The organism is Bradyrhizobium jicamae (genome assembly GCF_001440395.1).
Classification (GTDB): Bacteria; Pseudomonadota; Alphaproteobacteria; order Rhizobiales; family Xanthobacteraceae; genus Bradyrhizobium; species Bradyrhizobium jicamae.
Map to the genome: position 1 here is coordinate 29,937 of NZ_LLXZ01000150.1, position 25,172 is coordinate 55,108.

Here is a 25,172-nt window from a genome sequence, read left to right on the forward strand (position 1 = left end):
ACAAGGGGAGAGGGGACGTGCCGCGCTTTTCTATGAACTCATGTGCTGGCTGAGACCGTCGATCGTCGGCGCGTTGGCGCAATATTCCTCGTAATGCGCAGCCGCCGTGCCGGCAGCAAGATCGCGATCGCACTGGCGCTTGTGGATGCACATGGAGCAGACGCGCTCCATGTCACGCAGCACCAGCGGCTCGGTGCGCGCGAGATCGTCCTGATCGATACCGAGCGCTGTTAGCATTTTCGGCAGCTCGTCTGCCGCATGCGGCCCCCGACGGACCAGCGCCTCCAGATCGGCAGAAGACATCCGCAGGTCGCTCGCGATCTGGCCGAAATTGGCGGCGTCGATCTCGCGCATTTCTCGCAGTTCACGTCGATGTTTGAGCCATTCGCCGAAGATATCGACCATGCGGCTGACGGTGGAATAAGGCTTTTCCTGAACGGTCATGGCACGGCTCCCTTGGATTCTCTCTGATGTTCCAAGGTGAGCGCAAAGCCTGCGGGCGTCATTGCGCTGGATCAAATTCGGGAGCGGTGGCCTTACCCTCCCCTGGAGGGGGAGGGTCGGCTCGCATGAGCGAAGCGAAATGCGAGACGGGGTGGGGTGATCTCTCAACTCGGGCGCTGCTGGATGTGGAGAGACCTTCACCCCGCCCCGCCGCTCATTTCATGAGCGTCGACCCTCCCCCTCCAGGGGAGGGTAAGCTTAGTGCGACCCAAACTTCTCCGCCGCCCAGGCATAAAGACTGCCGGCAATCGGCTTCTCGCCGCCGCGCCCCTTTGGCGAGATGTGCAATCCGACGATCTCTGGATCAGCCAGCAGGCCTGCAAAATCCGTTGGCTCGAAAAACAGTTTCGGCTCGGCGTGCACCGCGTAGAACGACTGTTTCGGCAGCGCGTGCTGCAATTCGTTCGAGCGGCGCGCGAGCGCGGTGAGCGCGGCGGGGCCGTAGATGGCGACGCGGATGTCGGAGAGGCGGCTCGACCGGTGGCGCAGCTGGCGCAGCATGAAGGTGAGGCGATGGCGCAGTGCCAGCCAGTCCGGCGTCAGGTCTTCCTGCTCCATCAGGTCCTCGAACGCCCGCACGATCGGATCATTCGCAGGCAGGTACAGCACCGAATTGCCTAGCTGGCGCCGGCGCTCCCACGCGAAATAGGGCTTGGCCGGATCGATCTCGATCGGTTTGAGCAGCAGCACGTCGGCGTCGAGCCACAGCCCGGCGCGCTCGGCCATCAGCCGCATGCGGAAGAAATCGCTGAACTGCAGGATGGTCCAGTCGCGCCAGCCCCCGTCAGGCTCCGGCGGGCGCAACCGCTCGGAAAAGGAGTGCGGCAGGATCGCTTCTGCTTCGGCATTGCCGACGCCTTCGGGCAGGCCCGGTATTGGATCGAAGCTGTAGACGGTGACGTTGTGGCCGGCGGCGACCTGCGACCGGAGGCAGGTCAGCCGTAATCCATCGAGCCGGCCGTGCCAGAAGGTGACGACGTCAGGCCGCATTCGCGTCGCCTCCGCAGATATGAAAAGAGCCCCGATTTGGTCGGGGCTCTCGTAGCACAATCAGGCCCAGGCGCGCTCTTTCTTCAGCTTCGCCTCGTAATCGTCGATCGACGACTTCTTTTCCATGGTCAGGCCGATGTCGTCGAGGCCGTTCATCAGGCAGTGCTTGCGGAACGGATCGATCTCGAACTTCACCTTGCCGCCGTCGGGACCGCGGATCTCCTGGTTGGCGAGATCGATGGTCAGCGTGGCGTTGGCGCCGCGCTCGGCGTCGTCGAACAGCTTGTCGAGGTCTTCCTGGGTGACGCGGATCGGCAGAATGCCGTTCTTGAAGCAGTTGTTGTAGAAGATGTCGCCGAACGAGGTCGAGATCACGCAGCGGATGCCGAAATCCAGCAGCGCCCACGGCGCGTGCTCGCGGCTCGAGCCGCAGCCGAAATTGTCGCCGGCGACCAGCACCTTGGCGTTGCGATAGGCCGGCTGGTTGAGCACGAAGTCCGGATTCTCGCTACCGTCATCCTTGTAGCGCTGTTCCGAGAAAAGGCCCTTGCCAAGGCCGGTGCGCTTGATGGTCTTCAAATACTGCTTCGGAATGATCATGTCGGTGTCGACATTGATGATCTTCAGCGGGGCAGCTACGCCTTCCAGTGTGGTGAACTTTTCCATCGATCGCACTTCCCGGTTGAAAAGGTGGGACGGGCCGCTGATTTATCGCGAATATGGCCCCGGCAAAAGGCCAATTTGCGCATAGGCCGCCTGTTCTGGCGCGTTTTGGACGAACAGGCCGCCTGTCCGGGGGAAGACACCCTAGCCCGCGCTGGCCTCGATCGCCTCCATATCGGCGTCCGACAGGCCGAAATGGTGGCCGATCTCATGGATCAGGACGTGGCGGACGATGTGGCCCAGCGTTTCCTCGTGCTCAGCCCAGTAGTCGAGGATCGGCCGGCGGTAGAGCCAGACCATGTTGGGCAGGCGGCCGATGTCCTGCGTGCTCTGCTGCGGCAGGCCGATCCCCTGGAACAGGCCGAGCAGGTCGAACTCGCTTTGCGCCTGCAACTCGTCGAGGACTTCGTCGGTCGGAAAGTCGTCGACGCGGATGATCACGCCCTCGCACAGGGTTCGAAAACCCTTTGGCAGGCGCTCGAACACCTCATGCGCCATGGCTTCCATTTCGGCGAGCGAGGGAGCTTTTGCTTCGGTCCACATCAGGACGTATTTAGCGTGTGTTATGTCCCAGCGCATAATGGTTTTGCGACAGTTGACCTTAACGCTCCAATCGGAGACCGTGCGGGCGTTATCAGGCTTGGGTGGGCTTAAGATGAAACGGATTGTGACGGTTGCAGCGTGGGCTGCTTTTGCCGGGCTCTTGCTCCCCGGCGTCATGGCGCAGGCCCAGACGGCATCGCCGGAACTGCGAGGCGCGACGGCACCGCGGCCGGTCGTCACTGATGTATCCGCCCAGCGCCGCCGTCCGTTGCGGCGCGTACCGATCTATCGGCAGGAGGAGTGGGCGCCCGATGTCTGGCCGCGCTACAACCCCGGCCCCAACGCCGTGCGCGACTGCACCGCGCATTATGTGCAGGAGTACCGGCCGAGCGGCACGGTGATCACGCCGCGCATGAATTGCTACTGGCGGCGCGGCTGAACGCTTCCATCTTTCGTTGACGCATCGTTCGTCGCGATTGCCGTGAATTCACACACGGCGATCGGCGCGTGCAGATCACAGAACGAAAGCGGCGGCATCCGTTCATCTTCGTGGCGCATTCATTCAGCGCCTATTCAAGTCACGGGCGCGAGATTGCGTGCAGCGTTGCGGCGAGCGATTCGACGCAGACGTGACACCCGATCCAAGGAGAGGATTCATGCAGTTCACGAAAATTCTGGGCCTTGCTGCCGTTGGCGCGTTGCTGGCGTTCGCTGCGCCGGCCGAGCGCGCCAATGCGCTGTCGCTCAGCAATCCCGGCGCCGCCGCAGCGGTTCAGGAGGACGCGAAGCTGGCGACGACAGAAGTTCATTGGCGGCACCATCGCCACCACCATCATCATCGGTGGCACCGCTGGCATCATCGCCACCACCACCATCATCACCATCATCGTCACTGGCATCGCTGGTAAGTGCGACAGCCGGACGCAGCGATCGAGCAGGCCCGTTCAATGCGGGCCTGTTTCGATTCCAGCCGTCGCCTTGAAACCGGCGAGAATTTCTGCCCGATATCTCTGACATCGGGATTGGCAGGGAGACGTCCGTCATGAAGAGCTTGATCGGGACAGCGTTTGTCGCAGCTGCGCTCGCGATTGCCGCACCGGCAGCGATCGATTCGGCCGCCGCGGCGCCACAGACGAAGGCGCAGCGCGCCGGCGTTTCCGGCGCCACGGACTTCAGCGCGCACCGCCATGTCAGGCGCTACAACAGGCACTACGGCAATCATCGTCCGCACTATCATCGTTCCTATTATTACGCGCGGCCCGTCTACTATCGGCCATATCCCTATGACACGCCGGCGCCGTTCACCTTCGGCATCGGCTTTGGACCGTCCTGGTGGTGAAGCACGGATGCGAAAGTTCTGCGATGTGTTCATCTTGATGCACAACGCATTCATGGCGCGTTCACGTGGCTGTCTCTAACTTCACGTTGGGAGCGACCGCACAAGAAAAAGCGACGAGGGCCAGCCGCAGAAGCGGCACAAGGCGCGCCGTCGCCGGTTAGGGAGGTTCAATCCATGGCGATATCCGATCCCGGACGCGGCCTGGTCCGCCGTCTGGGCGTTACAGCTGCGGCTTTTTTTGCGTTCGCGGCGGCATCACAACAGCGCGCCGAGGCGCTCTCGCTTGCAAGTCCCGGCACGGCGCCCTCAGCGAAATTTGCAACCGACGGACTGACGACCCAGGTTCAACACCGCGGTGGAATGGGCGGTGGCGGTGGTTTCCGTGGCGGTGGAGGCGGTGGCTTCCGAGGCGGCGGTGGCGGATTTCACGGTGGTGGATTCCGCGGCGGCGGTGCGGCGTTTCATGGCGGCGGCTTCCGCGGTGGCGGCGCGGCGTTTCGTGGTGGTGGGTTCAGGGGTGGCGGGATGGCGATCCACCGGGGCGGCTTTCGTGCGGCGCCGGTGTTCCGCGGCGGCGGTTATCGTGTGGCTCCCGCCTTCTATGGTCGCCGCCACTTTTACGGATACCGTCATGCGTACCACCGGCCCTTCTACCGGCGTCACTTCCATCGACGCTTCTATTACGCGCCGGCCTACTACTCGTACCCGGCCTATTATTATCCGCGCCGCTGCCGCGTGATCTGGACCTATTACGGGCCGCGCAGGATTTGCAGACCCTGGTATCGTTCCTACTGGCGCGCCCGCTACTACGGCTATTGGTGAAAACCGAAAACGAAACAGGCGCCCGAAGGGCGCCTGCTTTTTCGAGCGGGAAGATCACTCAGATCCTTTCCCAGGGCTTGACCTTCCACGGCGTCAGCTTCTCCATCCGCCATTGCTGCCAATGCTCCGGCGGCCAGTGACTGAGGCGCGAGGTCTCCTTGGTGGCGGTGGTCTGCAGGTCGACGATGCGCGGCGTCGTGCGGCGGCGCACCTGTTTCGTCGCCTCGCTGATCATATCGACAAATTCAGACTTGTCGGTCACGGCCAAAGTCCCTCGCGAAAACACTTCGCAAGGGACAGTGTGCGCTTTTGCCTGTTAACGCGGCGTTTCCGAAACGCTTCGCAATCTAGACAAACAGAGGGTTAACGCCAGTCCCGGACGTCGACGAAGTGCCCGGCGATCGCCGCCGCCGCCGCCATCGCCGGTGACACCAGGTGGGTGCGGCCCTTGAAACCCTGCCGGCCCTCGAAATTGCGGTTCGAGGTCGAGGCGCAGCGCTCTTCCGGCGCCAGCTTGTCGGGGTTCATGGCAAGGCACATCGAGCAACCCGGCTCGCGCCACTCGAAGCCCGCCTTGATGAAGATCTTGTCGAGGCCTTCGGCTTCCGCCTGCTCCTTGACGATGCCGGAGCCCGGCACGACCATCGCATTGACGTGGGCGTTGACCGTCTTGCCCTCGGCGATCTTTGCGGCGGCGCGCAGATCCTCGATGCGGCCGTTGGTGCAGGAGCCGATGAAGACGCGATCGAGCTTGATGTCGGTGATCTTCGTGCCCGCGATCAGGCCCATATATTTCAGCGCGCGGTGCTTCGACAGCCGCTTGGCCTCGTCCTCGATCTTGTCGGGATCGGGCACGAAGCCCGCGATCGAAACCACGTCCTCGGGCGAGGTGCCCCAGGTCACGATCGGCGGCAGCTTTGCCGCGTCCAGCCGGATCTCGTGATCGAAATGCGCGCCTTCGTCGGAGCGCAGCTTTTCCCAGTAGCGCATCGCGGCATCCCAGTCGGCGCCTTTCGGCGACTTCGGGCGACCTTTGAGGAATTCGAACGCCTTCTCGTCCGGTGCGACCAGGCCGGCGCGGGCGCCGCCTTCGATCGACATGTTGCAGACCGTCATGCGGCCTTCCATCGTCAGCGCCCGGATGGCCTCGCCGGCATATTCCAGCACATAGCCGGTGCCGCCGGCGGTGCCGATCTCGCCGATGATGGCGAGGATGATGTCCTTGCCGGTGACGCCGTCGGGCAATTTGCCGTCGACCACCGCGCGCATGTTCTTCGCCTTCTTCTGGATCAGCGTTTGCGTCGCCAGCACGTGCTCGACTTCGGAAGTGCCGATGCCGTGCGCGAGCGCGCCGAACGCGCCATGGGTGGAGGTATGGCTGTCACCGCAGACGATGGTGGTGCCGGGCAGCGTAAAGCCCTGCTCCGGACCGATCACGTGCACGATGCCCTGGCGCTTGTCGAACTCGTCGTAATATTCGACGCCGAACTCCTTGGCATTCTCGGCCAGCGCCTTGATCTGCTCGATGCTTTCAGGATCGGGATTGGGCTTGGTGCGATCAGTGGTCGGGACGTTATGGTCGACGACGGCGAGCGTCTTCTCCGGCGCGCGCACCTTGCGCCCCGTGGCGCGCAGGCCTTCGAACGCCTGCGGCGAGGTCACTTCATGCACCAGATGGCGGTCGATATAGAGCAGGCAGGTGCCGTCTTCGGCTTCGTGCACCAGATGGTCGTTCCAGATCTTGTCGTACAGCGTGGTTGGCTTGGACATGAGCATAAGCTCCAAAGGAAATTCTGTGTGAGCGGTAAGGCGCGGAACGCGCGCCGGCAACGTACGTCAGCGCAACATCAAGCTGCGCGCGTAAGCGCTGACGTCGCCGAAGTCGCGAACCGTCCGAAGAACCGGCCGGGCAGGCGCGAGCGATCGTCGATGACGATGCGCTGGGCGGTGCCGACGGCGGCGCTGGTACGATCTAGAACCATTCTGAATTTCTAACACAGCGCCCGCTGTCGCCACAATCAATCGATTGGGCAGAGGCATTGCCTAGATAGGCATAGCGCAACAAAAAAGCGCGGGGCAAAACCCCGCGCTTTTCGCCACATCCCTTTCGGGAAAACTTACTCGCCGACGGCAGCGGCGCGGTCCTGCTTCTCGACGATGCGGGCCGACTTGCCGCGCAGGTTGCGCAGGTAATACAGCTTGGCGCGACGCACCTTGCCGCGGCGCACCACCTTGATCGAGTCGATCATCGGCGACATCACGGGGAATACACGCTCGACGCCCTCGCCGTAGGAAATCTTGCGAACGGTGAAGCTCTCGTTGAGCCCACCGCCGGAACGGCCGATGCAGACGCCTTCATAGGCCTGCACGCGGGTGCGCTCGCCTTCGACCACCTTGACGTTGACGATCACGGTGTCGCCGGGGCCGAATTCCGGAATCGACTTGGTGGCCGACAGTTTTTCGAATTGCTCTTTTTCGAGCTGTTGAATGAGGTTCATTGAAATCTCCATCGGCGGCGCGCCCGGCAGCGGGCTGCGCGACGTCCATCTATCCTGCCATTGCGCGGATTTGGCGCTCGTATAAGGCAAAGGCGAACGCTTGTCACCCGTCTGTCTTGTTTTTTGTGCCTTTTTGGCCGGGCCTGGAAGCCCACAGGTCCGGCCGCCGCGCCCGGGTCAGGGCCTCGGCCTCGGCCTTCCGCCAGGCCGCCACCTTGGCATGATCGCCGGAAATCAGGATTTCCGGGATGCCGCGGCCCTCGAACTCCTGCGGGCGGGTGTATTGGGGGTATTCCAGTAGTCCTTCGGAGAAGCTTTCGTCCTCGCCCGAGGCCTGTTTGCCCATGACGCCCGGCAAAAGCCGTACGCAGGCGTCGACCAGCACCATCGCGGCGATTTCGCCACCCGACAGCACATAGTCTCCGATCGAGACCTCCGTGAGGTTCCGGGCTTCGATCACCCGCTGATCGACCCCCTCGAACCGGCCGCAGACGATCAGGGGCCCGGGGCCGGCGGCGAGTTCCGCCACCAGCGACTGGGTCAATGGCCGACCCCGCGGGCTCATCAGGAGGTGTGGCCGGTCTCGATTTGCATCGGCGGCATCGATCGCAACCGCCAGCACGTCGGCCCGGAGCACCATGCCCGGACCGCCGCCAGCCGGGGTGTCATCGACGCTGCGATGGCGGTCGGTCGCGGAATCCCTGATATCGCGCGCCTCCAGCGACCACAGGCCTGATGCCAGCGCCTTGCCCGCCAGGCTGACGCCGAGCGGCCCGGGAAACATGTCCGGGAATAAGGTGAGAACCGTGGCGCGCCAGGTCATGTCAAACCCATCACGTGAGCGTCGGGGCTTCGTCGCCTTCGATTTCCTGCGGCAGTTCGATTACCACGCGGCCGCCGGCAAGATCGACCGTCGGCACCACCGCATTGGTGAAAGGCAATAGCATGGTGGCGCCCCGCGGCGGCGCGATCTCGATGATGTCGCCGGCACCGAAATTGTGGATCGCGACGACACGGCCGAGCGGATCGTTGGCGGCGGTGACCGCCGCAAGCCCGATCAGGTCGGCGTGGTAATATTCGTCTTCGTCGGTCTCGGGCAATTTGTCGCGCGCGACATAGAGCTCAATGCCGTTGAGCCGTTCGGCGTCCTCGCGGGTGGCGATGCCCTTGAACGTCGCTACCAGATGATCCCTGGCCTCGCGGACATGCGCCACCTCGAACTGGCGCGCGCCGTCCCTGGTCATCAGCGGGCCGTAATGCTTTACGGCCAGCGGGTCTTCGGTGAACGTCCACAGCTTCACCGCGCCGCGCACGCCATGCGCGGCGCCGATCCGGGCGACGCAAATCGGTGCTGTCACCGTCGTGCGCCGCTTGTGCGTTACGCCTTCGCGGCGGCTTCGGCGGCCTTGCGCTCCTTGCGCGGCACGGCCTTTTCCGGGTTGTTGCGGGCGGCGCGCTTGACGATGCCGGCGGCATCCAGGAAGCGGGTCACGCGATCCGAGGGCTGCGCGCCCTTGGCGAGCCAGGACTTCACCTTGTCCATGTCGAGCTTCAGGCGCGACTCATTGTCCTTCGGCAGCAGCGGATTGAAGTGGCCGAGACGCTCGATGAAGCGGCCGTCGCGGGGAAAGCGCGAGTCGGCGACGACGACGTGATAGACCGGACGCTTCTTGGTGCCTGCGCGAGCGAGGCGGATAACGACTGACATTTAGTTCTCCTGAGTGTGGGTTAATTGAAAGTCTGTTGGTTGTTGGGTCGTCATTTCTTCTTGCCCGGAAAGCCGCCGAGGCCGGGCAGGGTGGGCTTGCCGCTGAGGCCGGTGAGCCCCGGCACATTCGGCAATCCCTGACGCAGGCCGACCGGAAGATCCTTCGGCAAATTCGGCAGTCCGCCGGCGCCGCCCTGCATCTTGTCGGCCAGCGCCTTCATCTCTTCCGGCGAGGGCGGCTTCATGCCGCCGCCAAAGCCCATCGCCTGCGCGATGCCGGCGAGCGGGCCGCGCTTGCCTGAGCCCATGGCCTTCATCATGTCCGCCATGTTCCGGTGCATCTTCAAGAGCTTGTTGACCTGCTCGACATTCTGGCCGGCGCCGGCGGCGATGCGCTTCTTGCGGCTGGCTTTGAGAATGTCCGGGCTCTTGCGCTCGGCCCGCGTCATCGAATCGATAATCGCGACCTGGCGCTTGAGGATCTTGTCGTCGATACCGGCCGCCGCGATCTGGTTCTTCATCTTGGCGATGCCGGGCATCATGCCCATCAGGCCGCTGATGCCGCCCATGTTTGACATCTGCAATAATTGCTCGCGCATGTCGTTGAGGTCGAACTGACCCTTGCGCATCCGCTCGGCGGTGCGCGCGGCCTTTTCGGCGTCGATATTCGCCGCGGCACGCTCGACCAGCGACACCACGTCGCCCATGCCGAGGATGCGGCCGGCGATACGGCTCGGATGAAAATCTTCCAGCGCGTCGGTCTTTTCGCCGGTGCCGATCAGCTTGATCGGCTTGCCCGTCACCGCACGCATCGACAGCGCCGCGCCGCCGCGGCCATCGCCGTCGACGCGCGTCAGCACGATGCCGGTGAGGCCGACGCGCTGGTCGAAGGAGCGCGCGAGGTTGACCGCGTCCTGGCCGGTCAGCGAATCCGCGACCAGCAGCACTTCATGCGGATTGGCGGTCGATTTGATCTCGGCCGCCTCGCTCATCATCTCTTCGTCGAGCGTGGTGCGGCCGGCGGTGTCGAGCAGCACGACGTCGTAGCCACCGAGCTTGCCGGCTTCCAGCGCGCGCTTGGCGATTTGCGCCGGCTTTTGTCCGGCGACGATCGGCAGCGTTGGGATGTCGAGGTCGCGCCCCAGCACGGCCAATTGCTCCATCGCCGCCGGGCGGTAGATGTCGAGCGAGGCCATCAGTACCTTGCGCTTGTCACGCTGGGTCATGCGGCGGGCGAGTTTGGCGGTGGTCGTGGTTTTGCCGGAGCCTTGCAGACCGACCATCATGATCGCGACCGGCGGCACCGCATTGAGGTCGATGGTCTGGCCATCGGCGCCCAGCGTCGCGACCAGTTCGTCATGGACGATCTTGACCACCATCTGGCCGGGCGTGACCGACTTGACGACGGTGGCGCCGATCGCCTGCTCGCGGACGCGGTCGATAAAACTCCTGACGACGTCGAGCGAGACGTCGGCCTCCAGCAGCGCGCGGCGCACCTCGCGCATCGCGGCGTCGACGTCCTTTTCGGACAGCGCACCGCGCCCCGTCAGACGATCGAGTATCCCGCCAAGCTTTTCCGACAGATTGTCGAACAATGCCGTTGTCCTTTGTGCCCTTGCTGGCGCTGCCTCAACTCGTCACCGTCGCCAGGACGATGCTCCAAACACTTTCGCGCCCGAGGGCGCATCGCGCTGTCGGGCGTTGGCCTCCGGTCTCATGGGCCGGGCGGCGGGTCGAAAAGAACGTCTTTCCGAGAAAGTGCGCGGTTTAAACGCCCGGCGGGGGCCAAAGTCAAGGAGAAATTAGGCCGAAACAAAGCTGGGTTGTCGTCGTAAAACATTGAAATATTTTTGATTTTAGGAATTTCGGCCGCGCCGCGATGGATTGTCGTTACGCCGCAGGTTCCAACTGGCGCGGCGCACGCCATATAACGCCCCATGTCTCCTGCTCTCTCCCGCCTGTCGTGATGCCCGTCACCCGCCGCCGCGTCTTTGCATTGCTCGCCGGGGCCGCCACGGCCGTCGGCGTGCCGTCTGTCTGGATCAGCACCATGAAAACCTATGACGGTCCCGTCTCCGACCATTTCGACGGCACGCGCTTCTTCGATCCCGACGGCGTGCCGCCAAAATCATTGGCCGAGGTGCTGCGCTGGCAGTTCGGCACCGACCGCAAGCGCGCGAGCTGGCCGGACTGGCTGCCGAACGCGCACAGCGATACGCCGCCGCCGCGCGTTAGCGGCGACAAGGTGCGGCTGTCCTTTGTCGGCCATGTCTCCTGGCTGATCCAGACGCGGGACCTCAACATCCTCGTCGATCCCGTGTGGTCGCAGCGGGCCTCGCCGGTCTCCTTTGCCGGGCCACAGCGGCACAACGATCCCGGCATCGCGTTCGACGCGCTGCCCAAGATCGATGTCGTGCTGGTAAGCCACGGCCATTACGACCATCTCGACATCGCGACACTGTCGAAGCTTACGGAAAAATTCTCGCCGCGCGTCATCACGCCGCTCGGCAATGACATCACCATGCGCGATGCGGACTCGGCGATCAAAGTCGAGGGATTCGACTGGCAGGACCGTGTCGAGCTCGGCAACGGCCTCGCGGTGACGCTGGTGCCGACGCGGCACTGGTCGGCGCGTGGGCTGTTCGACCGCAACAAGGCGCTGTGGGCGAGCTTTGTGCTGGAGACGCCGGCAGGCAAACTCTACATCGTCTGCGATTCCGGCTACGGCGAGGGCACGCACTTTCGCCGCGTCGCCGAAAAGCACGGCCCGCTGCGGCTGGCGATCCTGCCGATCGGCGCCTATGAGCCGCGCTGGTTCATGCGGGATCAGCACATGAATCCATCTGACGCGGTGAAGGCGCTGGCCGACTGCGGCGCCGAGGCCGCGCTCGCGCATCACCACGGCACGTTCCAGCTCACGGATGAGGCGATCGACGCGCCGGTGAATGCCTTGGCTGACGCGCTCAAGGAAGCGAAGATTCCACCGGAGCGGTTCGCGGCGCTGAAGCCAGGGCAGGTTTACGAGATCTAACCCCTCGTCGTCCCTGCGAACGCAGGGACCCATACTCACCGTCGATCATTGTTGGGAAAGGCTGGAGCTACAGCTTGGCATAACCACATCTCCCTTGTGGTTATGGATCCCTGCGTTCGCAGGGGCTACAGGGACTGCTACTCCTTCGGCTTGATCGCCCAGGACACACTCACCGTCACCGACAGCGTTTCTTCGCCCTGCGCCACCGGCGCGCCCGCGGACATCGGGGCTGCCACCTTGCTGCGGAACACCGGGCTCGGCGATCCGCTTTCCTCGACACTGATCGGTTCGCCCAGCGTGACGCCGACAGCCTTGGCGTAAATCTCGGCCTTGCGGCGGGCGTCTGCGATCGCCTTCTCGCGGGCCTCGTCCAGGTGCTTTGAGGCCTGCGTCACCGTGAAGCTGATGCCGCCGATATCGTTGGCGCCGGCGCTGACGAGCACGTCGATCACGTTCGCGACCTTGCTGACGTCGCGGATCTTGACCGTGACGCGGTTACTTGCGCGGAAGCTCACGATGCCTGCCGTGCGCTCCGCGGTTCTGGGCGAGGTGGCAAACTGCGGCTGCAGCGACAGCCGCGAGGTCTGGTAGTCCTTCTCCTCGATGCCGGCGCCCTTCAACGCCAGCAGCACCTTGCCCATCGCGGCGTTGTTGGCGTCCGACGCCTCGCGCGCGGTCTTGGCGTCCGACGTCACGCCGCCGTCGATCTGCGCCTGATCGGGCGCCACCGGCACATTCGCTTCGCCGGTCACGGAAATCGCGGGCGGCGGCACCGTCTGCGCCAAAGCGGGCGCGGCGAGCCAAGCGCTGGTTACGGCGGCAAGGGCGATCGTTTGCTTCATGCGTCTCATCGCAGCGGCACATAGACGTTGATCACCAGCTTGTCCTCCGCCGTCTTCAGCGGATTGGTGATGTATTCCTCGATGAAGGTGTCCTTGGCTTCCAGCTTCTTGTCGTCGAGGTGGTTGGTGATCGCCTCGTAGGTATTGTCCATGTTGTCGTAGGAGCCGCGATGGACGAATTTCAGCGCCTTGCCCTCGGGCGATTTGCCCATGCTCATGTCCTTGGTCAGGTTCTTGACATCCTGATCGACCGGAATCTGCGCCAGGAATGTAAAGCCTGTATCGTCGGTCGAGGTGTAGACGATCATTGAATTGCCCGCGGCCTTGACGCCCTGCTTGTCGATCAGGGCGGTCAGCGCCTTGAACGAATCGATCAGGGTGTCGAACGCCGAATCCCAGTTGGCCGTGCCCTTCATCACCACGACCTTCTTGGGCTCGAGCATAAATTCCTCGCCAAAGGGGTCGGCGGTTTGGACGTTGGCGGCGGGCGGGGGCGGCGTGGGCGTCGGGGCTTTTTCGGCCGTGGGCGCATCTGCCGGGGACTTGGTTTCGGCCGGCGGCGGGAGCGGTACGGCCGACGGTGTGGGGCTGGGCACGGCCGACGGGCTTGCGGCCGGGGAGGCGGACGGCACCGGCGATTGGGCCAGCGCTGCCCCGCCAAATGCAACCATGGAGAGCGCGGCCATTGCCGCACGGAAAGTGCTTGTGAGCTTCATCTCAGGTATTCTCCCTCCACCCCATCCTGGCAGGCATGTCCCCGGTCCGCGTCAGCCAGAATGGTGCCATTTCCCTAACACGCAAGGTCCGCATTCGTCCCATGACAGATGCGTCATATGCCCCCGCGTACTAGGCAATTGACCATCATTCGCCATATAAGGGCGGCATAAATTGGGAAATTCCATGAGCGCGCTGGCCAACCACGCATTTGCCAAGATGAACGGTATCGGCAACGAAATCGTCGTCGTGGACCTGCGCGATTCCAGGGCCGCCGTGACGCCGGAAGACGCCCGCGCCGTGGCCTCGCCCGCAGGCGTGCCCTATGACCAGTTGATGGTATTGCAGCCGGCGCGGCTGCAGGGCACCGAGGCCTTTATCCACATCTACAACAGTGACGGCTCCGAAGCCGGCGCCTGCGGTAACGGCATGCGCTGCGTGGTGCGTCGGCTGTTCGAAAAGACCGGCCAGACCGCCGTGACCTTCGAGACCCGCGCCGGCCTGTTGAACTGCTGGCAGGGCCCGGCGCCGGACCTCTATACCGTGGACATGGGCGCGCCGAAGTTCGGCTGGCAGGATATTCCGCTGGCGGAAGAGTTTCGCGATACCCGCTACATCGAATTGCAGGTTGGGCCGATCGATGCGCCGTTGCTGCATTCGCCCTCGGTGGTCTCGATGGGCAATCCGCATGCGATCTTCTGGGTCGACGACGTCAACGCCTACGATATCGAGCGCTTCGGGCCGCTGCTGGAAAACCACCCGATCTTTCCCGAGCGGGCCAACATCACGCTCGCCCATATCGTCGATCGCGACCACATCACCATCCGCACCTGGGAGCGCGGCGCCGGATTGACCAGGGCCTGCGGTTCGGCGGCCTGCGCCACCGCGGTCGCCGCCGCCCGGCTGAAGCGCGCCAATCGCACCGTCGAGATCGCGTTGCCCGGCGGCAAGCTGTCGATCGAATGGCGCGAGCGCGACGACCATGTGCTGATGACCGGCACCGCCGATTTCGAATATGAAGGCCGCTTCGATCCGGCACTGTTCGCCAGCGTTGCCTGAACATAATGAGCGTCGACGTCCTTACGTTTGGCTGCCGTCTCAACGCGTTCGAATCCGAAGTGATCGCGCGCGAGGCGGAGCGCGCGGGCCTTTCCGATACCGTCGTCATCAATAGCTGCGCGGTCACCAACGAGGCGGTGGCACAGGCGCGGCAGTCGATCCGCCGGCTGAAGCGCGAACGGCCGGATGTGCGCATCGTCGTCACCGGCTGCGCGGCGCAGACGCAAGCAAAAATGTTTGCCGAAATGGCCGAGGTCGATCGCGTCGTCGGCAATGACGAGAAGATGCGCGGTGAAGCCTGGCGCGATGCGCGGGCGGCTCTCGATGGCGGCTTCGGTATCGGGACAAGCGAGAAGATCGCGGTCGCCGACATCATGGCGGTCAAGGAGATGGCGCCACATCTGCTTGACGGTTTCAAGGCCGGCCTGCCGCGCGTCTTCGTGCAGGTGCAGAACGGCTGCGATCACCGCTGCACCTTCTGCATCATCCCCTACGGCCGCGGCAATTCGCGCTCGGTGCCGATGGGCGCGGTGGTGGATCAGTTGCGTGCACTGGTCGAGCGCGGCCATGCCGAGATCGTGCTGACCGGCGTCGATCTCACGAGCTACGGCGCCGACCTGCCGGGTACACCGAAGCTCGGGCAACTGACCAAGCAGATTTTGCGGCATGTGCCGGAACTGACGCGGCTGCGGATTTCGTCGATCGATTCCATCGAAGCCGATCGCGATCTGCTTGACGTCATCGCTGACGACGAACGGCTGATGCCGCATCTGCATTTGTCGCTGCAGTCGGGCGACGACATGATCCTAAAGCGGATGAAGCGGCGGCATTCGCGGCGAGATGCGATTGAATTCTGCGCGCAGGTGCGGCGGCTTCGTCCGGACATCACGCTCGGCGCCGATATCATCGCGGGATTTCCAACCGAGACCGAGGAGATGTTCGCGCGCTCGCAGGACCTGGTGGACGAGTGCGATCTCACCTTCCTGCACGTGTTTCCCTACTCGAAGCGACCGGGCACGCCGGCCGCGCGGATGCCGCAGGTGGCGGGCGGCGATATCAAGGCGCGCGCGAAGCGGTTGCGCGACACAGGGGAGGCGGCGCTGCAGCGGCGGCTGGCGACAGAGGTCGGCACGACGCGCCAGGTCCTGATCGAGAGTGCGACGCAGGGAAGGACGGAGCATTTCCTGCCAGTGGCGATAGCGGGCGAAACAGCGGGTGCCGTGATGACGCTAGCGATCAAGGGTCATGATGGTGCGCGATTGACAGTGTGATTCTCCCTTCTCCCCTTGTGGGAGAAGGTGGCGCGAAGCGCCGGATGAGGGGTTCTCTCAACGGGCACGACTCGCGGAGACAGACCCCTCATCCGTCTCGCTGCCGCTGCGCGTCAGCGATCCACCTTCTCCCACAAGGGGAGAAGGAAGAAGTCACTCCCCATTCCACCCGCACTTTCTGAGCCGCTCGCGCATATGCTCCGGCGCCGGCGCTGTCACGCGCACCGGCTCCTTGTTCTTCGAAATCGGAATCACGATCTCGCGGGAGTGCAGATGCAGGATCGGCTCGCCGAAGCGCGGGCCGTTGCCGTAGATGTTGTCGCCGACGATCGGCCAGCCCTTGGCCGACGTGTGCACGCGCAATTGGTGGGTGCGGCCGGTGACCGGCTCCAGTGCCAGCCAGGCGAGACCGTCGCCGCGGCCGAGCACTTTCCAGGTGGTGATGGCTTTCTGCCCCTCAGGGTCCGGCTTCTGCCACCAGCCGCGCTCGGCGTTGAGGCGGCCCAGCGGCATGTCGATCGTGCCTTCATCTTCGCTAGGTCCGCCTTCGACCACGGCCCAATAGGTCTTTCCGACCTTGCCGTGCTTGAACAGCAGGCCGAGCGAGGCGGTGGCCTTGCGATGGCGGCCCAGCACCAGACAGCCTGACGTGTCCTTGTCGAGCCGGTGGGCCAGCACCGGCGGCCGCGGCAGACCGAAGCGCAAGCCGTCGAACGACGCCTCCAGATTGGCGCCGCCCTTGGGACCGCGATGTACCGGCAGCCCCGCCGGCTTGTCGATGACAAGCATCAGCCCGTCGCGATGGAGCACGCGGGCCTGGATTTCTTCCGCCGTTAATCCACGGACATCAAGGGATGTCCGGGGAACATCAAAGGATGCCCCTGGACTATCAAACGATTTGTTGTGACTTCCGCTCATGGCGCGAAACCGCTAACACGTCCCCGACATGAGCGATACCACTCCCGGAACCCCCAAACTGAGCTGGTGGCGGCGGCTTTCGAGCGGCCTGAAGCGGACGTCCAGTTCGCTCGGCAACGCCGTTGCCGACCTCGTCACCAAGCGCAAGCTCGACCGCGCCATGCTCGACGATATCGAGGATGTGCTGCTGCGCGCCGATCTCGGTACCGCCGTCGCGGTCCGGATCGCGGACGCGGTCGGCGCCGGCCGCTACGACAAGGCGATTTCCGCCGATGAAGTAAAGACGGTCGTCGCAAGCGAAGTCGAGAAGGTGCTGTCGCCGGTGGCCAGGCCGCTGGAGATCGATGCGGCGCAAAAACCGTTCGTCATTCTCGTTGTCGGCGTCAACGGCTCCGGCAAGACCACCACCATCGGCAAGCTTGCCGCGAAATTGAGCGCCGAGGGCCGCAAGGTGATGATGGCGGCCGGCGATACCTTCCGTGCCGCGGCGATCGAGCAGCTCAAGGTCTGGGGCGAACGGACGAAGTCGCCGGTCATTGCGGGTGCGCAGGGTTCGGATTCGGCAAGCCTTGCCTTCAACGCGCTGAGCGCGGCGAAGGAACAAAAAATCGACGTGCTGCTGGTCGATACGGCGGGACGGCTGCAGAACAAGGCCGAGCTGATGAACGAACTGGAAAAGGTCGTTCGCGTCATCAAGAAGGTCGATGTTTCAGCGCCGCATGCGGTGCTGCTCGTGCTCGATGCCACGGTGGGACAAAATGCGCTGTCGCAGGTCGAGGCGTTTCATCGTACCGCTGGTGTGACCGGCCTCGTGATGACGAAGCTCGACGGCACCGCGCGCGGCGGCATCCTGGTGGCGCTGGCGGAGAAGTTCAAACTGCCGGTGCACTTCATCGGCGTCGGCGAAGGCATCGACGATCTCGCGCCGTTCACTGCGCGGGATTTCGCCAACGCGATTGCGGGAATTGAAAGTTAATATGGACAAGACCCAGCCGCATCCGATGTTCAAGCTCGCGACCGAACTCGGTCCGCTGATGGTGTTCTTCATCGCCAATGCGAAGTTCAACCTGTTTGTCGCAACCGGCGCCTTCATGGTGGCGATCGTGGCGGCGATGATCGCTTCCTATGTGGTGGTGCGGCATGTGCCTGTCATGGCGATTGTTACGGCCGTCATCGTGCTGGTGTTCGGCACGCTGACGCTGGTGCTGCACGACGAGACCTTCATCAAGGTCAAGCCGACCATGGTCTACGGCCTGTTCGCGGTGATCCTTGGCGGCGGTCTCTTGTTCGGCCGCTCGTTCATCGCGATCCTGTTCGATCAGGTGTTCAACCTGACGCCGAAGGGCTGGCGCATCCTGACCATGCGCTGGGCGTTGTTCTTTCTGGGAATGGCGATCCTGAACGAAGTCATCTGGCGCACGCAGTCGACGGACTTCTGGGTGAATTTCAAGGTGTTCGGCGCGATCCCGATCACGATGGCCTTTGCGCTTTTCCAGATGCCGGTCATCAAGCGCTATCACCTGGAGCCGGCTTCGCTGGAGGCGAGCGAGGCGGAAGCAGGGGATATAAGCAAGGGGTGATTGCGAGCGCTTGCGCTGCTCTGCTCCCTCGCCCCGCTCTTGCGGGGAGAGGGTTGGGGTGAGGGGTCTCTCCGCGACTTGTGCTCTATCGATAGACCTGTACCCCCTCACCCGGATCGCACCGGACAATGCTTCGCATTGCCGAGGCGATCCGACCTCTCCCCGCAAGCGGGGAGAGGTAAGACAAAGCAAACCACCTCAGCTCTTCTGCTTGGCGATGATCTTGTCCTTGATCTTGTCGTAGGTCGCCTGCGGGACGATGCTCTTCTGCACCAGCTCATCCTTGCCCTTGTACGGACGCCCGGCGATGATTTTTGCCGAATAGGCCTTGCCGACGCCCGGCAGTGCATCGAGCTGGTCGGCAGTCGCCGAGTTGATGTCCAGCAGCTCAACCTTCGGCGCAGGCGCCATCTTCGACTCGGACGCTTTCGGCGCGGGAGCCATCTTGCTTTCGGACTTGGTCGCGGGCTGCGTGCCCTGGGCCATCGACGGCGTTGCCGTCAACAGGCCGAGCGTGAGCGCGGTGGCGAGAAGAGAAGCGAGCGTGAAATGACGCATAGGGTGTCCCTCCAAGGACGGTTCAGGTAACACCCTAAAACTAGCTGCGAATTCATGGCGGCGCCATGGCTGCCAAATGAACGGCAGATAAAACCGGAAGATTATTTGGAGTCGATTCCACTTTCGCGCTTCCGGGTTCGCATCGGCGATGCGACTCGGGATGACGCAAGAAGGTTAGCTCCCCGCTTTCAACGCCTTCTCGATCTCGACCTTCAGCACGCTGTCGAGATTGGCCCGCGTCACCGGCCCGACCAGCTTGTAGCTGATGGTGCCGTCGCGGCCGACCACGAAGGTTTCCGGCACGCCGTAGACGCCCCATTCGATCGAGGCCCGGCCGTTGCTGTCGGCGCCGACAGCGGTGAACGGATTGCCGTAACGGCCGAGGAAGCGACGGGCGTTGTCGGGCGAATCCTTGTAGTTGATGCCGACGATCTGTATCCGCGTGTCCTTGGCCAGCGCGGTCAGCAGCGGCGCCTCGTCGTGGCAGGGCACGCACCAGGAGGCCCAGACATTGACGACGGAAACCTTGCCCTTGAACATTGCAGGGTCGAGCCCCGGCACGGGGGCGCCGTTATGGACGAGCCCCTCCAGCGCCGGCAGCGTGGTTTGCGGCGCCGGACGGCCGATCAGGGCGGAAGGGATTTTGGCGGGATCGCCGCCGTAGAGCCGCAGCAGGAACAGTGCAGCAATGGCGATGAAGGCGATCAGCGGCAGCGTCACGAGCCAGCGCCAGCGGCGCGGTTGATCCGATGCGGTGGGCGCGCTCATCGAATGTCCGTCGCCTGGCGGCCGGAGCGCCGGGTCACGCCGGAGGCATCGAGTTGGCGCAGGCGCTCCTTCTGATGGCGATAATCGATAACGATCCAGACGATGAGAAGCAGCACGACCGCCGCCACCAGCGTGTAGGAGGTCACGATAAAGGACGTGTAGGGACCGAGCGACATCGCGTCACGCCGCCTGCTGGCTGGCTTGCATCATCTGCAAGCTGCGCACCCGCCGGCGCAGGATCTCGTTGCGCATCGCCGCCAGATGCAGCGTAACGAACAGAAGCGAAAATCCGACCGCCATCACCAGCAGGGGAATCAGGAACGCCTTGTCGAGCGACGTGCCGCCCATCCGCAATACGGCCGCCGGCTGATGCAGCGTGTTCCACCAGTCGACCGAGAACTTGATGATCGGCAGGTTGATGGCGCCGACCAGCGTCAAGACGGCGGCGGCGCGTGCCGCCCGCGACGGATCGTCGACCGCGCGCCACAGCGCCATCAGGCCGAGATACATCAGGAACAGGATCAGGACCGAGGTCAGCCGCGCGTCCCATTCCCAGTAGGTGCCCCACATCGGCCGGCCCCACAGTGAACCCGTGACGAGCGCGAGAAAGGTGAAGGCCGCGCCGATCGGTGCGGCGGCCTTGGCCGCGACGTCGGCGAGCGGATGCCGCCACACCAGCGTGCCGAGCGCGCTGAGGCTCATCACGCCCCAGACGAACATCGCAAGCCACGCATTGGGAACGTGGACGAACATGATCTTCACGGTAGCGCCCTGCTGGTAGTCATCGGGCGCCATCGCCGCCTGATACAGACCGACCAGCAGCAGGATCGCGGTCGCGCCCGCCAGCCATGGCAGCACGCGCGCCGTCAGCGACAGGAATTTGGTGGGATTGGCGAGGTCGATCAGCGTCATGGCATCCTGATAGTCGTCAGCGGCGGGGCAGGCAATGCGGCTTGTTTTGTTTCAGGTTGCCTCCGCGAGAGTTGATCGGCGTCAAGTGGTCAGTCGAGCCCATGGCGCAGGCTGGCCGCGGCGGCGAACGGGCCGACCACGAGGCTCACCAGCGACAGCGCACACAGGATCGAAAACGGTGTTCCAAACGACAGCGGACCCGTAATGGCCGCCTGCGACGCGGCGACGCCGAAGATCAGTACCGGGATCGACAGCGGTAGCACCAGCACCGCGAGCAACAGGCCGCCGCGGTGCAATGTCACGGCAAGCGCCGCGCCGATCATGCCAGTGAATGTCAGCGCCGGCGTTCCCACCAAAAGCGTCAGCGCCACGGCTGATGTCGCCGAGGCGTCGAGATTGAGCAGCAGTCCGAGCACGGGCGTCGCCACGATCAGCGGCACGCCGGCCGCAAGCCAGTGTGCCAGCGCCTTCGCGGCACAGGCCAGTTCCAGCGGCGTCCGGCCCATCACGATCAGATCGAGCGAGCCGTCCTCATGATCGGCGGTGAACAGCCGATCGAGCGTGAGCAGGCTGGCGAGCAGCGCGCCGAGCCAGAGGATTGCGGGTCCGAGCCGCGTCAGCAGCGGCAGGTCGGGGCCGATCGCGAACGGCATCAGCACGGTGACGGTGAGGAAGAACAGCACGCCGATCAGCGCCCCGCCGCCGACACGGAGTGCGATCCTGATGTCCCGGCGAATCAGCGCGGCGAGGCCGGTCATGTCGCGCCTCCCATCCGCAGTTCCCTGGTTTCGATCCCGAGCGGGGCGTGGGTCGCGGCGATGACGATCCCGCCACTCGCCAGATGATCCCGCATCACGCCCACGAACAGGGTCTGGCCTGCGGTATCGAGCGCGGAGGTCGGCTCGTCCAGCAGCCAGACCGGCCGCCGTACCACCAACAGGCGCGCGATCGACAGCCGGCGCCGCTGGCCGGCCGAGAGAAAGGCCGCCGGCAGGTGGGTGGCGTGGCCGAGGCCTACCGCGGCGAGAGATTGGCCGACATCGCCGGCCTTGCCGCCGAGAAAGTCCCGCCAGAACGACAGGTTTTCGTGCACGCTCAGCGCCGGCTTCAGCGCGTCGCGATGGCCGAGATAATGGGCCTGTTCCGGCAGCGTCAGCTCGGCCTCGCCGCCTTCCAGGATGACCGAGCCACCCGCGGGCACCAATAACCCCGCGATCAGGCGCAACAGCGAGGTCTTGCCGGAGCCGTTCGGGCCGACCACCGCCAGCACTTCGCCGGACGAGGCCTCGAAATCGAGGCCGGAGAACACCCCGCGGCCGCCCCTGATACAGTCGATTTGCCGTCCCGAGAGCCGCATTTTACGTCGTCACAGCCCTCTGAAATTGATGGGTACCGCGTCAGAATTTGTGGGTACCGCATTGCTGCAGCACGCTTGTCGGTGTGGCGGCGCTTCTAGAAAGATTCTATAAGCCCGGAACTTGATGCAGCACACAATCGGCGGCTGCAAGCCGATAGGCCAGCCTAACGCTGACGGTGTTTAAATACCCTTGCCGGGTATAACTAGAATTTGGGATTTTCTGACATGACCTCGCTCGACAGCTTCAAATGCCGCAAGACCCTCAAGGTCGGCAGCAAGACCTACGTGTATTACAGCCTGCCCGCCGCCGAGAAGAACGGTCTAAAGGGAATTTCCAAGCTGCCCTATTCGATGAAGGTGCTCCTGGAAAACCTGCTGCGCAACGAGGACGACCGCACGGTCAAGAAGGCCGACATCGTCGCGGTGTCGAAGTGGCTCAGGAAGCGCAAGCTCGAGCATGAAGTGGCGTTCCGTCCGGCGCGCGTGCTGATGCAGGATTTCACCGGCGTGCCGGCGGTGGTCGATCTCGCCGCGATGCGCAATGCGATGCAGGCGCTCGGCGGCGATGCCGAGAAGATCAACCCGCTGGTGCCGGTCGATCTCGTCATCGACCACTCCGTGATCGTCAACTTCTTCGGTGACAACAAGGCGTTCGGCAAGAACGTCGTCGAGGAATACAAGCAGAACCAGGAACGCTACGAGTTCCTGAAGTGGGGCCAGAAGGCGTTTTCGAACTTCTCGGTTGTGCCGCCCGGCACCGGCATCTGCCACCAGGTCAATCTCGAATATCTCGCGCAGACGGTCTGGACCAGGAAGGAGAAGATGACGGTCGGAAAGAAGACCGGCACGTTCGAAGTCGCCTATCCGGATTCGCTTGTTGGCACCGACTCGCACACGACCATGGTCAACGGTCTCGCCGTGCTCGGCTGGGGCGTCGGCGGCATCGAGGCGGAGGCCTGCATGCTCGGCCAGCCGCTGTCGATGCTGCTGCCGGAAGTCGTCGGCTTCAAGCTGAAGGGCCAGCTCAAGGAAGGCGTCACCGCGACCGACCTCGTGCTGACGGTGACGCAGATGCTGCGCAAGCAGGGCGTGGTCGGCAAGTTCGTCGAGTTCTTCGGCCCCGGCCTCGACTATCTCTCGGTCGCGGACAAGGCGACCATCGGCAACATGGCGCCGGAATATGGCGCGACCTGCGGCTTCTTCCCGGTCGATGCCGCGACCATCGATTACCTCAAGACGTCGGGCCGCAAGGCTGACCGCGTCGCGCTCGTCTCCGCCTATGCCAAGGCGCAGGGCCTGTTCCGCACCGCCAAGTCCGCCGATCCGGTATTCACGGAAACGCTGACGCTCGATCTGAAGGACGTCGTGCCGTCGATGGCCGGCCCGAAGCGCCCCGAAGGCCGCGTCGCGCTGCCCGCGGTTTCCACCGGCTTCGCCACCGCGCTCGCGGGCGAATACAAGAAGCCGGAAGGCGGCGACACCCGCTACGCGGTCGAGGGCAAGGATTTTGATCTCGGCCATGGCGACGTCGTGATCGCCGCGATCACCTCCTGCACCAACACTTCCAACCCGAGCGTGCTGATCGGTGCTGGCCTGCTCGCGCGCAACGCCGCCGCCAAGGGCCTGACGGCCAAGCCGTGGGTGAAGACGTCGCTGGCGCCTGGAAGCCAGGTGGTCGCGGAATATCTCGCCAATTCGGGTCTGCAGAAGGATCTCGACAAGGTCGGCTTCAACCTGGTCGGCTTCGGCTGCACCACCTGCATCGGCAACTCAGGCCCGCTGCCGGAAGAGATTTCGAAGTCGATCAATGACAACGGCATCGTTGCCGCGGCCGTGCTGTCGGGCAACCGCAACTTCGAAGGCCGCGTCTCGCCGGACGTGCAGGCGAACTATCTGGCGTCGCCGCCGCTGGTGGTGGCTTACGCGCTGGCCGGTACCGTGACCAAGGATCTCGCAGTCGAGCCGATCGGCACCGGCAAGGACGGCAAGCCGGTCTACCTGAAGGACATCTGGCCGACCACGAAGGAGATCAACGCCTTCATGAAGAAGTTCGTGACAGCCACGATCTTCAAGAAGCGCTATGCCGACGTGTTCAAGGGCGACACCAACTGGCGCAAGATCAAGACCACCGACAGCGAGACCTATCGCTGGAACATGTCGTCGACCTATGTGCAGAATCCGCCCTATTTCGAGGGCATGAAGAAGCAGCCCGATCCCGTCGTCGACGTGGTCGATGCGCGGATTCTGGCGATGTTCGGCGACAAGATCACCACCGACCACATCTCGCCGGCCGGCTCGATCAAGCTGACCTCGCCGGCTGGAAAATTCCTCAGCGAGCACCAGGTGCGTCCGGCCGACTTCAACCAGTACGGCACGCGGCGCGGCAATCACGAGATCATGATGCGCGGGACCTTCGCCAACATCCGCATCAAGAACTTCATGCTGAAGGGCGCCGACGGCAATATCCCGGAAGGCGGACTTACCAAGCACTGGCCCGACGGCGAGCAGATGTCGATCTACGACGCGGCGATGAAGTACCAGGCGGAAGGCGTGCCGCTGGTGGTGTTTGCTGGCGCCGAATACGGCAACGGCTCCTCGCGCGACTGGGCTGCAAAGGGCACCCGCCTGCTCGGCGTTCGCGCCGTGATCTGCCAGAGCTTCGAGCGCATCCATCGCTCCAACCTGGTCGGCATGGGCGTGTTGCCGCTCACCTTCGAGGACGGCACGTCGTGGACATCGCTCGGCCTCAAGGGCGACGAGACGGTGACGATTCGGGGGCTGCAGGGCGACCTGAAGCCGCGTCAGATGCTGACGGCGGAGATCGTATCCGGCGACGGTTCGCTGCAGCGCGTGCCGCTGCTGTGCCGCATCGATACCCTCGACGAACTCGAGTACTATCGAAACGGCGGCATTCTGCATTATGTGCTGCGCAAACTCGCGGCTTAAAGTTCTCTTTTTGACGCGTTTTCCTCGCGCGAACCGGTAACCACTTCGCTTGAAAACGCCTTGAAACGCGGATTTGTGATCGGTGCCTCACTTCGAAGTGAGTGGCGACAAGAAAGAAGGCGGCCTATGAAAAGGCCGCTTTCGCGCGT

31 protein-coding genes are annotated in these 25,172 nt (G+C 63.9%); 9 read left to right on the forward strand and 22 right to left on the reverse strand.

Annotation, left to right across the window (positions count from 1 at the left end):
- Nucleotides 1-30: 30 nt before the first annotated feature.
- The 4 genes from CQ12_RS24090 to CQ12_RS24105 form a co-directional block, all read right to left on the reverse strand.
- Entirely contained in the window at nucleotides 31-444 is a 414-nt protein-coding gene (locus tag CQ12_RS24090) for a hypothetical protein (protein WP_057837791.1), read from the reverse strand.
- Between the two features lie 258 nt (nucleotides 445-702).
- On the reverse strand, nucleotides 703-1,494 hold the full coding sequence (locus CQ12_RS24095) for a hypothetical protein (protein WP_057837792.1): 792 nt from the start codon (nucleotides 1,492-1,494) through the stop codon (nucleotides 703-705).
- Nucleotides 1,495-1,554: 60 nt separating this feature from the next.
- Nucleotides 1,555-2,160: a 3-isopropylmalate dehydratase small subunit gene (gene leuD / locus CQ12_RS24100; RefSeq protein WP_057837793.1), complete on the reverse strand. Its 606-nt coding sequence runs from the start codon at nucleotides 2,158-2,160 to the stop codon at nucleotides 1,555-1,557.
- A 141-nt stretch (nucleotides 2,161-2,301) separates the two neighbouring features.
- Nucleotides 2,302-2,700, reverse strand: coding sequence for a metallopeptidase family protein (locus CQ12_RS24105; RefSeq protein ID WP_057837794.1), 399 nt, complete (start codon nucleotides 2,698-2,700; stop codon nucleotides 2,302-2,304).
- A 112-nt stretch (nucleotides 2,701-2,812) separates the two neighbouring features.
- On the opposite strand from CQ12_RS24105, the gene CQ12_RS24110 reads away from it, so the two are divergent.
- Nucleotides 2,813-3,139, forward strand: coding sequence for a hypothetical protein (locus tag CQ12_RS24110; RefSeq protein WP_057837795.1), 327 nt, complete (start codon nucleotides 2,813-2,815; stop codon nucleotides 3,137-3,139).
- A 139-nt stretch (nucleotides 3,140-3,278) separates the two neighbouring features.
- Here the strand turns inward: CQ12_RS24110 and CQ12_RS47470 are convergent, their stop codons facing one another.
- On the reverse strand, nucleotides 3,279-3,587 hold the full coding sequence (locus CQ12_RS47470) for a hypothetical protein (protein WP_210180592.1): 309 nt from the start codon (nucleotides 3,585-3,587) through the stop codon (nucleotides 3,279-3,281).
- A gap of 155 nt (nucleotides 3,588-3,742) precedes the next feature.
- Between CQ12_RS47470 and CQ12_RS24120 the strand changes: the two genes are divergently transcribed.
- Both CQ12_RS24120 and CQ12_RS45705 read left to right on the forward strand, forming a co-directional pair.
- On the forward strand, nucleotides 3,743-4,039 hold the full coding sequence (locus CQ12_RS24120; protein WP_057837797.1) for a hypothetical protein: 297 nt from the start codon (nucleotides 3,743-3,745) through the stop codon (nucleotides 4,037-4,039).
- Between the two features lie 174 nt (nucleotides 4,040-4,213).
- Nucleotides 4,214-4,861: a hypothetical protein gene (locus CQ12_RS45705; RefSeq protein WP_057837798.1), complete on the forward strand. Its 648-nt coding sequence runs from the start codon at nucleotides 4,214-4,216 to the stop codon at nucleotides 4,859-4,861.
- Between the two features lie 58 nt (nucleotides 4,862-4,919).
- On the opposite strand, the gene CQ12_RS24130 is transcribed toward CQ12_RS45705, so the two are convergent.
- The 8 genes from CQ12_RS24130 to ffh form a co-directional block, all read right to left on the reverse strand.
- On the reverse strand, nucleotides 4,920-5,123 hold the full coding sequence (locus CQ12_RS24130) for a hypothetical protein (RefSeq protein ID WP_057837832.1): 204 nt from the start codon (nucleotides 5,121-5,123) through the stop codon (nucleotides 4,920-4,922).
- Nucleotides 5,124-5,224: 101 nt separating this feature from the next.
- On the reverse strand, nucleotides 5,225-6,631 hold the full coding sequence (gene leuC / locus CQ12_RS24135; RefSeq protein ID WP_057837833.1) for a 3-isopropylmalate dehydratase large subunit: 1,407 nt from the start codon (nucleotides 6,629-6,631) through the stop codon (nucleotides 5,225-5,227).
- A gap of 77 nt (nucleotides 6,632-6,708) precedes the next feature.
- Nucleotides 6,709-6,843 (reverse strand): hypothetical protein, encoded by a 135-nt coding sequence (locus tag CQ12_RS47270; protein WP_283807404.1) that lies wholly within the window; start codon nucleotides 6,841-6,843, stop codon nucleotides 6,709-6,711.
- Between the two features lie 135 nt (nucleotides 6,844-6,978).
- Nucleotides 6,979-7,359 (reverse strand): 50S ribosomal protein L19, encoded by a 381-nt coding sequence (gene rplS / locus CQ12_RS24140; protein ID WP_057837799.1) that lies wholly within the window; start codon nucleotides 7,357-7,359, stop codon nucleotides 6,979-6,981.
- A gap of 103 nt (nucleotides 7,360-7,462) precedes the next feature.
- Nucleotides 7,463-8,182 carry a tRNA (guanosine(37)-N1)-methyltransferase TrmD gene (gene trmD, locus CQ12_RS24145; protein ID WP_057837800.1) on the reverse strand — a complete coding sequence of 240 codons (720 nt, stop codon included), beginning with the start codon at nucleotides 8,180-8,182 and terminating at the stop codon, nucleotides 7,463-7,465.
- 10 nt (nucleotides 8,183-8,192) lie between these two features.
- Entirely contained in the window at nucleotides 8,193-8,717 is a 525-nt protein-coding gene (rimM, locus tag CQ12_RS24150; protein WP_057837801.1) for a ribosome maturation factor RimM, read from the reverse strand.
- Nucleotides 8,718-8,737: 20 nt separating this feature from the next.
- The gene (rpsP, locus tag CQ12_RS24155; protein WP_057837802.1) at nucleotides 8,738-9,067 is read right to left on the reverse strand and encodes a 30S ribosomal protein S16; all 330 of its coding nucleotides are present in this window, start codon (nucleotides 9,065-9,067) and stop codon (nucleotides 8,738-8,740) included.
- A 50-nt stretch (nucleotides 9,068-9,117) separates the two neighbouring features.
- Complete coding sequence (gene ffh / locus CQ12_RS24160; protein WP_057837803.1) at nucleotides 9,118-10,662, reverse strand: signal recognition particle protein; 1,545 nt, start codon at nucleotides 10,660-10,662, stop codon at nucleotides 9,118-9,120.
- Nucleotides 10,663-11,033: 371 nt separating this feature from the next.
- Here ffh and CQ12_RS24165 point away from each other — a divergent pair, with 371 nt between their 5' ends.
- Nucleotides 11,034-12,098 (forward strand): MBL fold metallo-hydrolase, encoded by a 1,065-nt coding sequence (locus CQ12_RS24165; protein WP_057837804.1) that lies wholly within the window; start codon nucleotides 11,034-11,036, stop codon nucleotides 12,096-12,098.
- Nucleotides 12,099-12,235: 137 nt separating this feature from the next.
- On the opposite strand, the gene CQ12_RS24170 is transcribed toward CQ12_RS24165, so the two are convergent.
- Together CQ12_RS24170 and CQ12_RS24175 are read right to left on the reverse strand one after the other, a co-directional pair.
- Entirely contained in the window at nucleotides 12,236-12,949 is a 714-nt protein-coding gene (locus CQ12_RS24170) for an SIMPL domain-containing protein (RefSeq protein WP_157088444.1), read from the reverse strand.
- Nucleotides 12,946-13,656 (reverse strand): GyrI-like domain-containing protein, encoded by a 711-nt coding sequence (locus CQ12_RS24175; protein WP_057837806.1) that lies wholly within the window; start codon nucleotides 13,654-13,656, stop codon nucleotides 12,946-12,948. The genes CQ12_RS24170 and CQ12_RS24175 overlap by 4 nt, the downstream gene beginning before the upstream one ends.
- Before the next feature lie 184 nt (nucleotides 13,657-13,840).
- Here CQ12_RS24175 and dapF point away from each other — a divergent pair, with 184 nt between their 5' ends.
- Together dapF and mtaB are read left to right on the forward strand one after the other, a co-directional pair.
- On the forward strand, nucleotides 13,841-14,713 hold the full coding sequence (gene dapF / locus CQ12_RS24180) for a diaminopimelate epimerase (protein WP_057837807.1): 873 nt from the start codon (nucleotides 13,841-13,843) through the stop codon (nucleotides 14,711-14,713).
- Between the two features lie 5 nt (nucleotides 14,714-14,718).
- Nucleotides 14,719-15,984 (forward strand): tRNA (N(6)-L-threonylcarbamoyladenosine(37)-C(2))-methylthiotransferase MtaB, encoded by a 1,266-nt coding sequence (gene mtaB, locus CQ12_RS24185; protein WP_057837808.1) that lies wholly within the window; start codon nucleotides 14,719-14,721, stop codon nucleotides 15,982-15,984.
- A 153-nt stretch (nucleotides 15,985-16,137) separates the two neighbouring features.
- Here the strand turns inward: mtaB and CQ12_RS24190 are convergent, their stop codons facing one another.
- Complete coding sequence (locus tag CQ12_RS24190) at nucleotides 16,138-16,773, reverse strand: RluA family pseudouridine synthase (RefSeq protein WP_245310106.1); 636 nt, start codon at nucleotides 16,771-16,773, stop codon at nucleotides 16,138-16,140.
- Between the two features lie 157 nt (nucleotides 16,774-16,930).
- On the opposite strand from CQ12_RS24190, the gene ftsY reads away from it, so the two are divergent.
- Nucleotides 16,931-17,878, forward strand: coding sequence for a signal recognition particle-docking protein FtsY (gene ftsY, locus CQ12_RS24195; protein WP_057837809.1), 948 nt, complete (start codon nucleotides 16,931-16,933; stop codon nucleotides 17,876-17,878).
- Between the two features lies 1 nt (nucleotide 17,879).
- Nucleotides 17,880-18,482 (forward strand): septation protein A, encoded by a 603-nt coding sequence (locus CQ12_RS24200; RefSeq protein WP_057837810.1) that lies wholly within the window; start codon nucleotides 17,880-17,882, stop codon nucleotides 18,480-18,482.
- A gap of 198 nt (nucleotides 18,483-18,680) precedes the next feature.
- On the opposite strand, the gene CQ12_RS24205 is transcribed toward CQ12_RS24200, so the two are convergent.
- The 6 genes from CQ12_RS24205 to ccmA all read right to left on the reverse strand — a co-directional run bounded on the left by CQ12_RS24205 (nucleotide 18,681) and on the right by ccmA (nucleotide 22,077).
- Entirely contained in the window at nucleotides 18,681-19,040 is a 360-nt protein-coding gene (locus CQ12_RS24205) for a ComEA family DNA-binding protein (protein WP_057837811.1), read from the reverse strand.
- 174 nt (nucleotides 19,041-19,214) lie between these two features.
- Entirely contained in the window at nucleotides 19,215-19,808 is a 594-nt protein-coding gene (locus tag CQ12_RS24210; protein ID WP_057837812.1) for a DsbE family thiol:disulfide interchange protein, read from the reverse strand.
- Nucleotides 19,805-19,984, reverse strand: a complete 180-nt coding sequence (gene ccmD, locus CQ12_RS24215; protein WP_057837813.1) for a heme exporter protein CcmD — start codon at nucleotides 19,982-19,984, stop codon at nucleotides 19,805-19,807. The genes CQ12_RS24210 and ccmD overlap by 4 nt, the downstream gene beginning before the upstream one ends.
- A 4-nt stretch (nucleotides 19,985-19,988) precedes the next feature.
- Nucleotides 19,989-20,720, reverse strand: coding sequence for a heme ABC transporter permease (locus tag CQ12_RS24220; RefSeq protein WP_057837814.1), 732 nt, complete (start codon nucleotides 20,718-20,720; stop codon nucleotides 19,989-19,991).
- Between the two features lie 89 nt (nucleotides 20,721-20,809).
- Nucleotides 20,810-21,478 carry a heme exporter protein CcmB gene (gene ccmB / locus CQ12_RS24225; protein ID WP_057837815.1) on the reverse strand — a complete coding sequence of 223 codons (669 nt, stop codon included), beginning with the start codon at nucleotides 21,476-21,478 and terminating at the stop codon, nucleotides 20,810-20,812.
- Nucleotides 21,475-22,077, reverse strand: a complete 603-nt coding sequence (ccmA, locus tag CQ12_RS24230) for a heme ABC exporter ATP-binding protein CcmA (protein ID WP_057837816.1) — start codon at nucleotides 22,075-22,077, stop codon at nucleotides 21,475-21,477. The genes ccmB and ccmA overlap by 4 nt, the downstream gene beginning before the upstream one ends.
- 225 nt (nucleotides 22,078-22,302) lie before the next feature.
- Between ccmA and acnA the strand changes: the two genes are divergently transcribed.
- Nucleotides 22,303-25,023 (forward strand): aconitate hydratase AcnA, encoded by a 2,721-nt coding sequence (gene acnA, locus CQ12_RS24235; protein ID WP_057837817.1) that lies wholly within the window; start codon nucleotides 22,303-22,305, stop codon nucleotides 25,021-25,023.
- Nucleotides 25,024-25,172 lie beyond the last annotated feature (149 nt).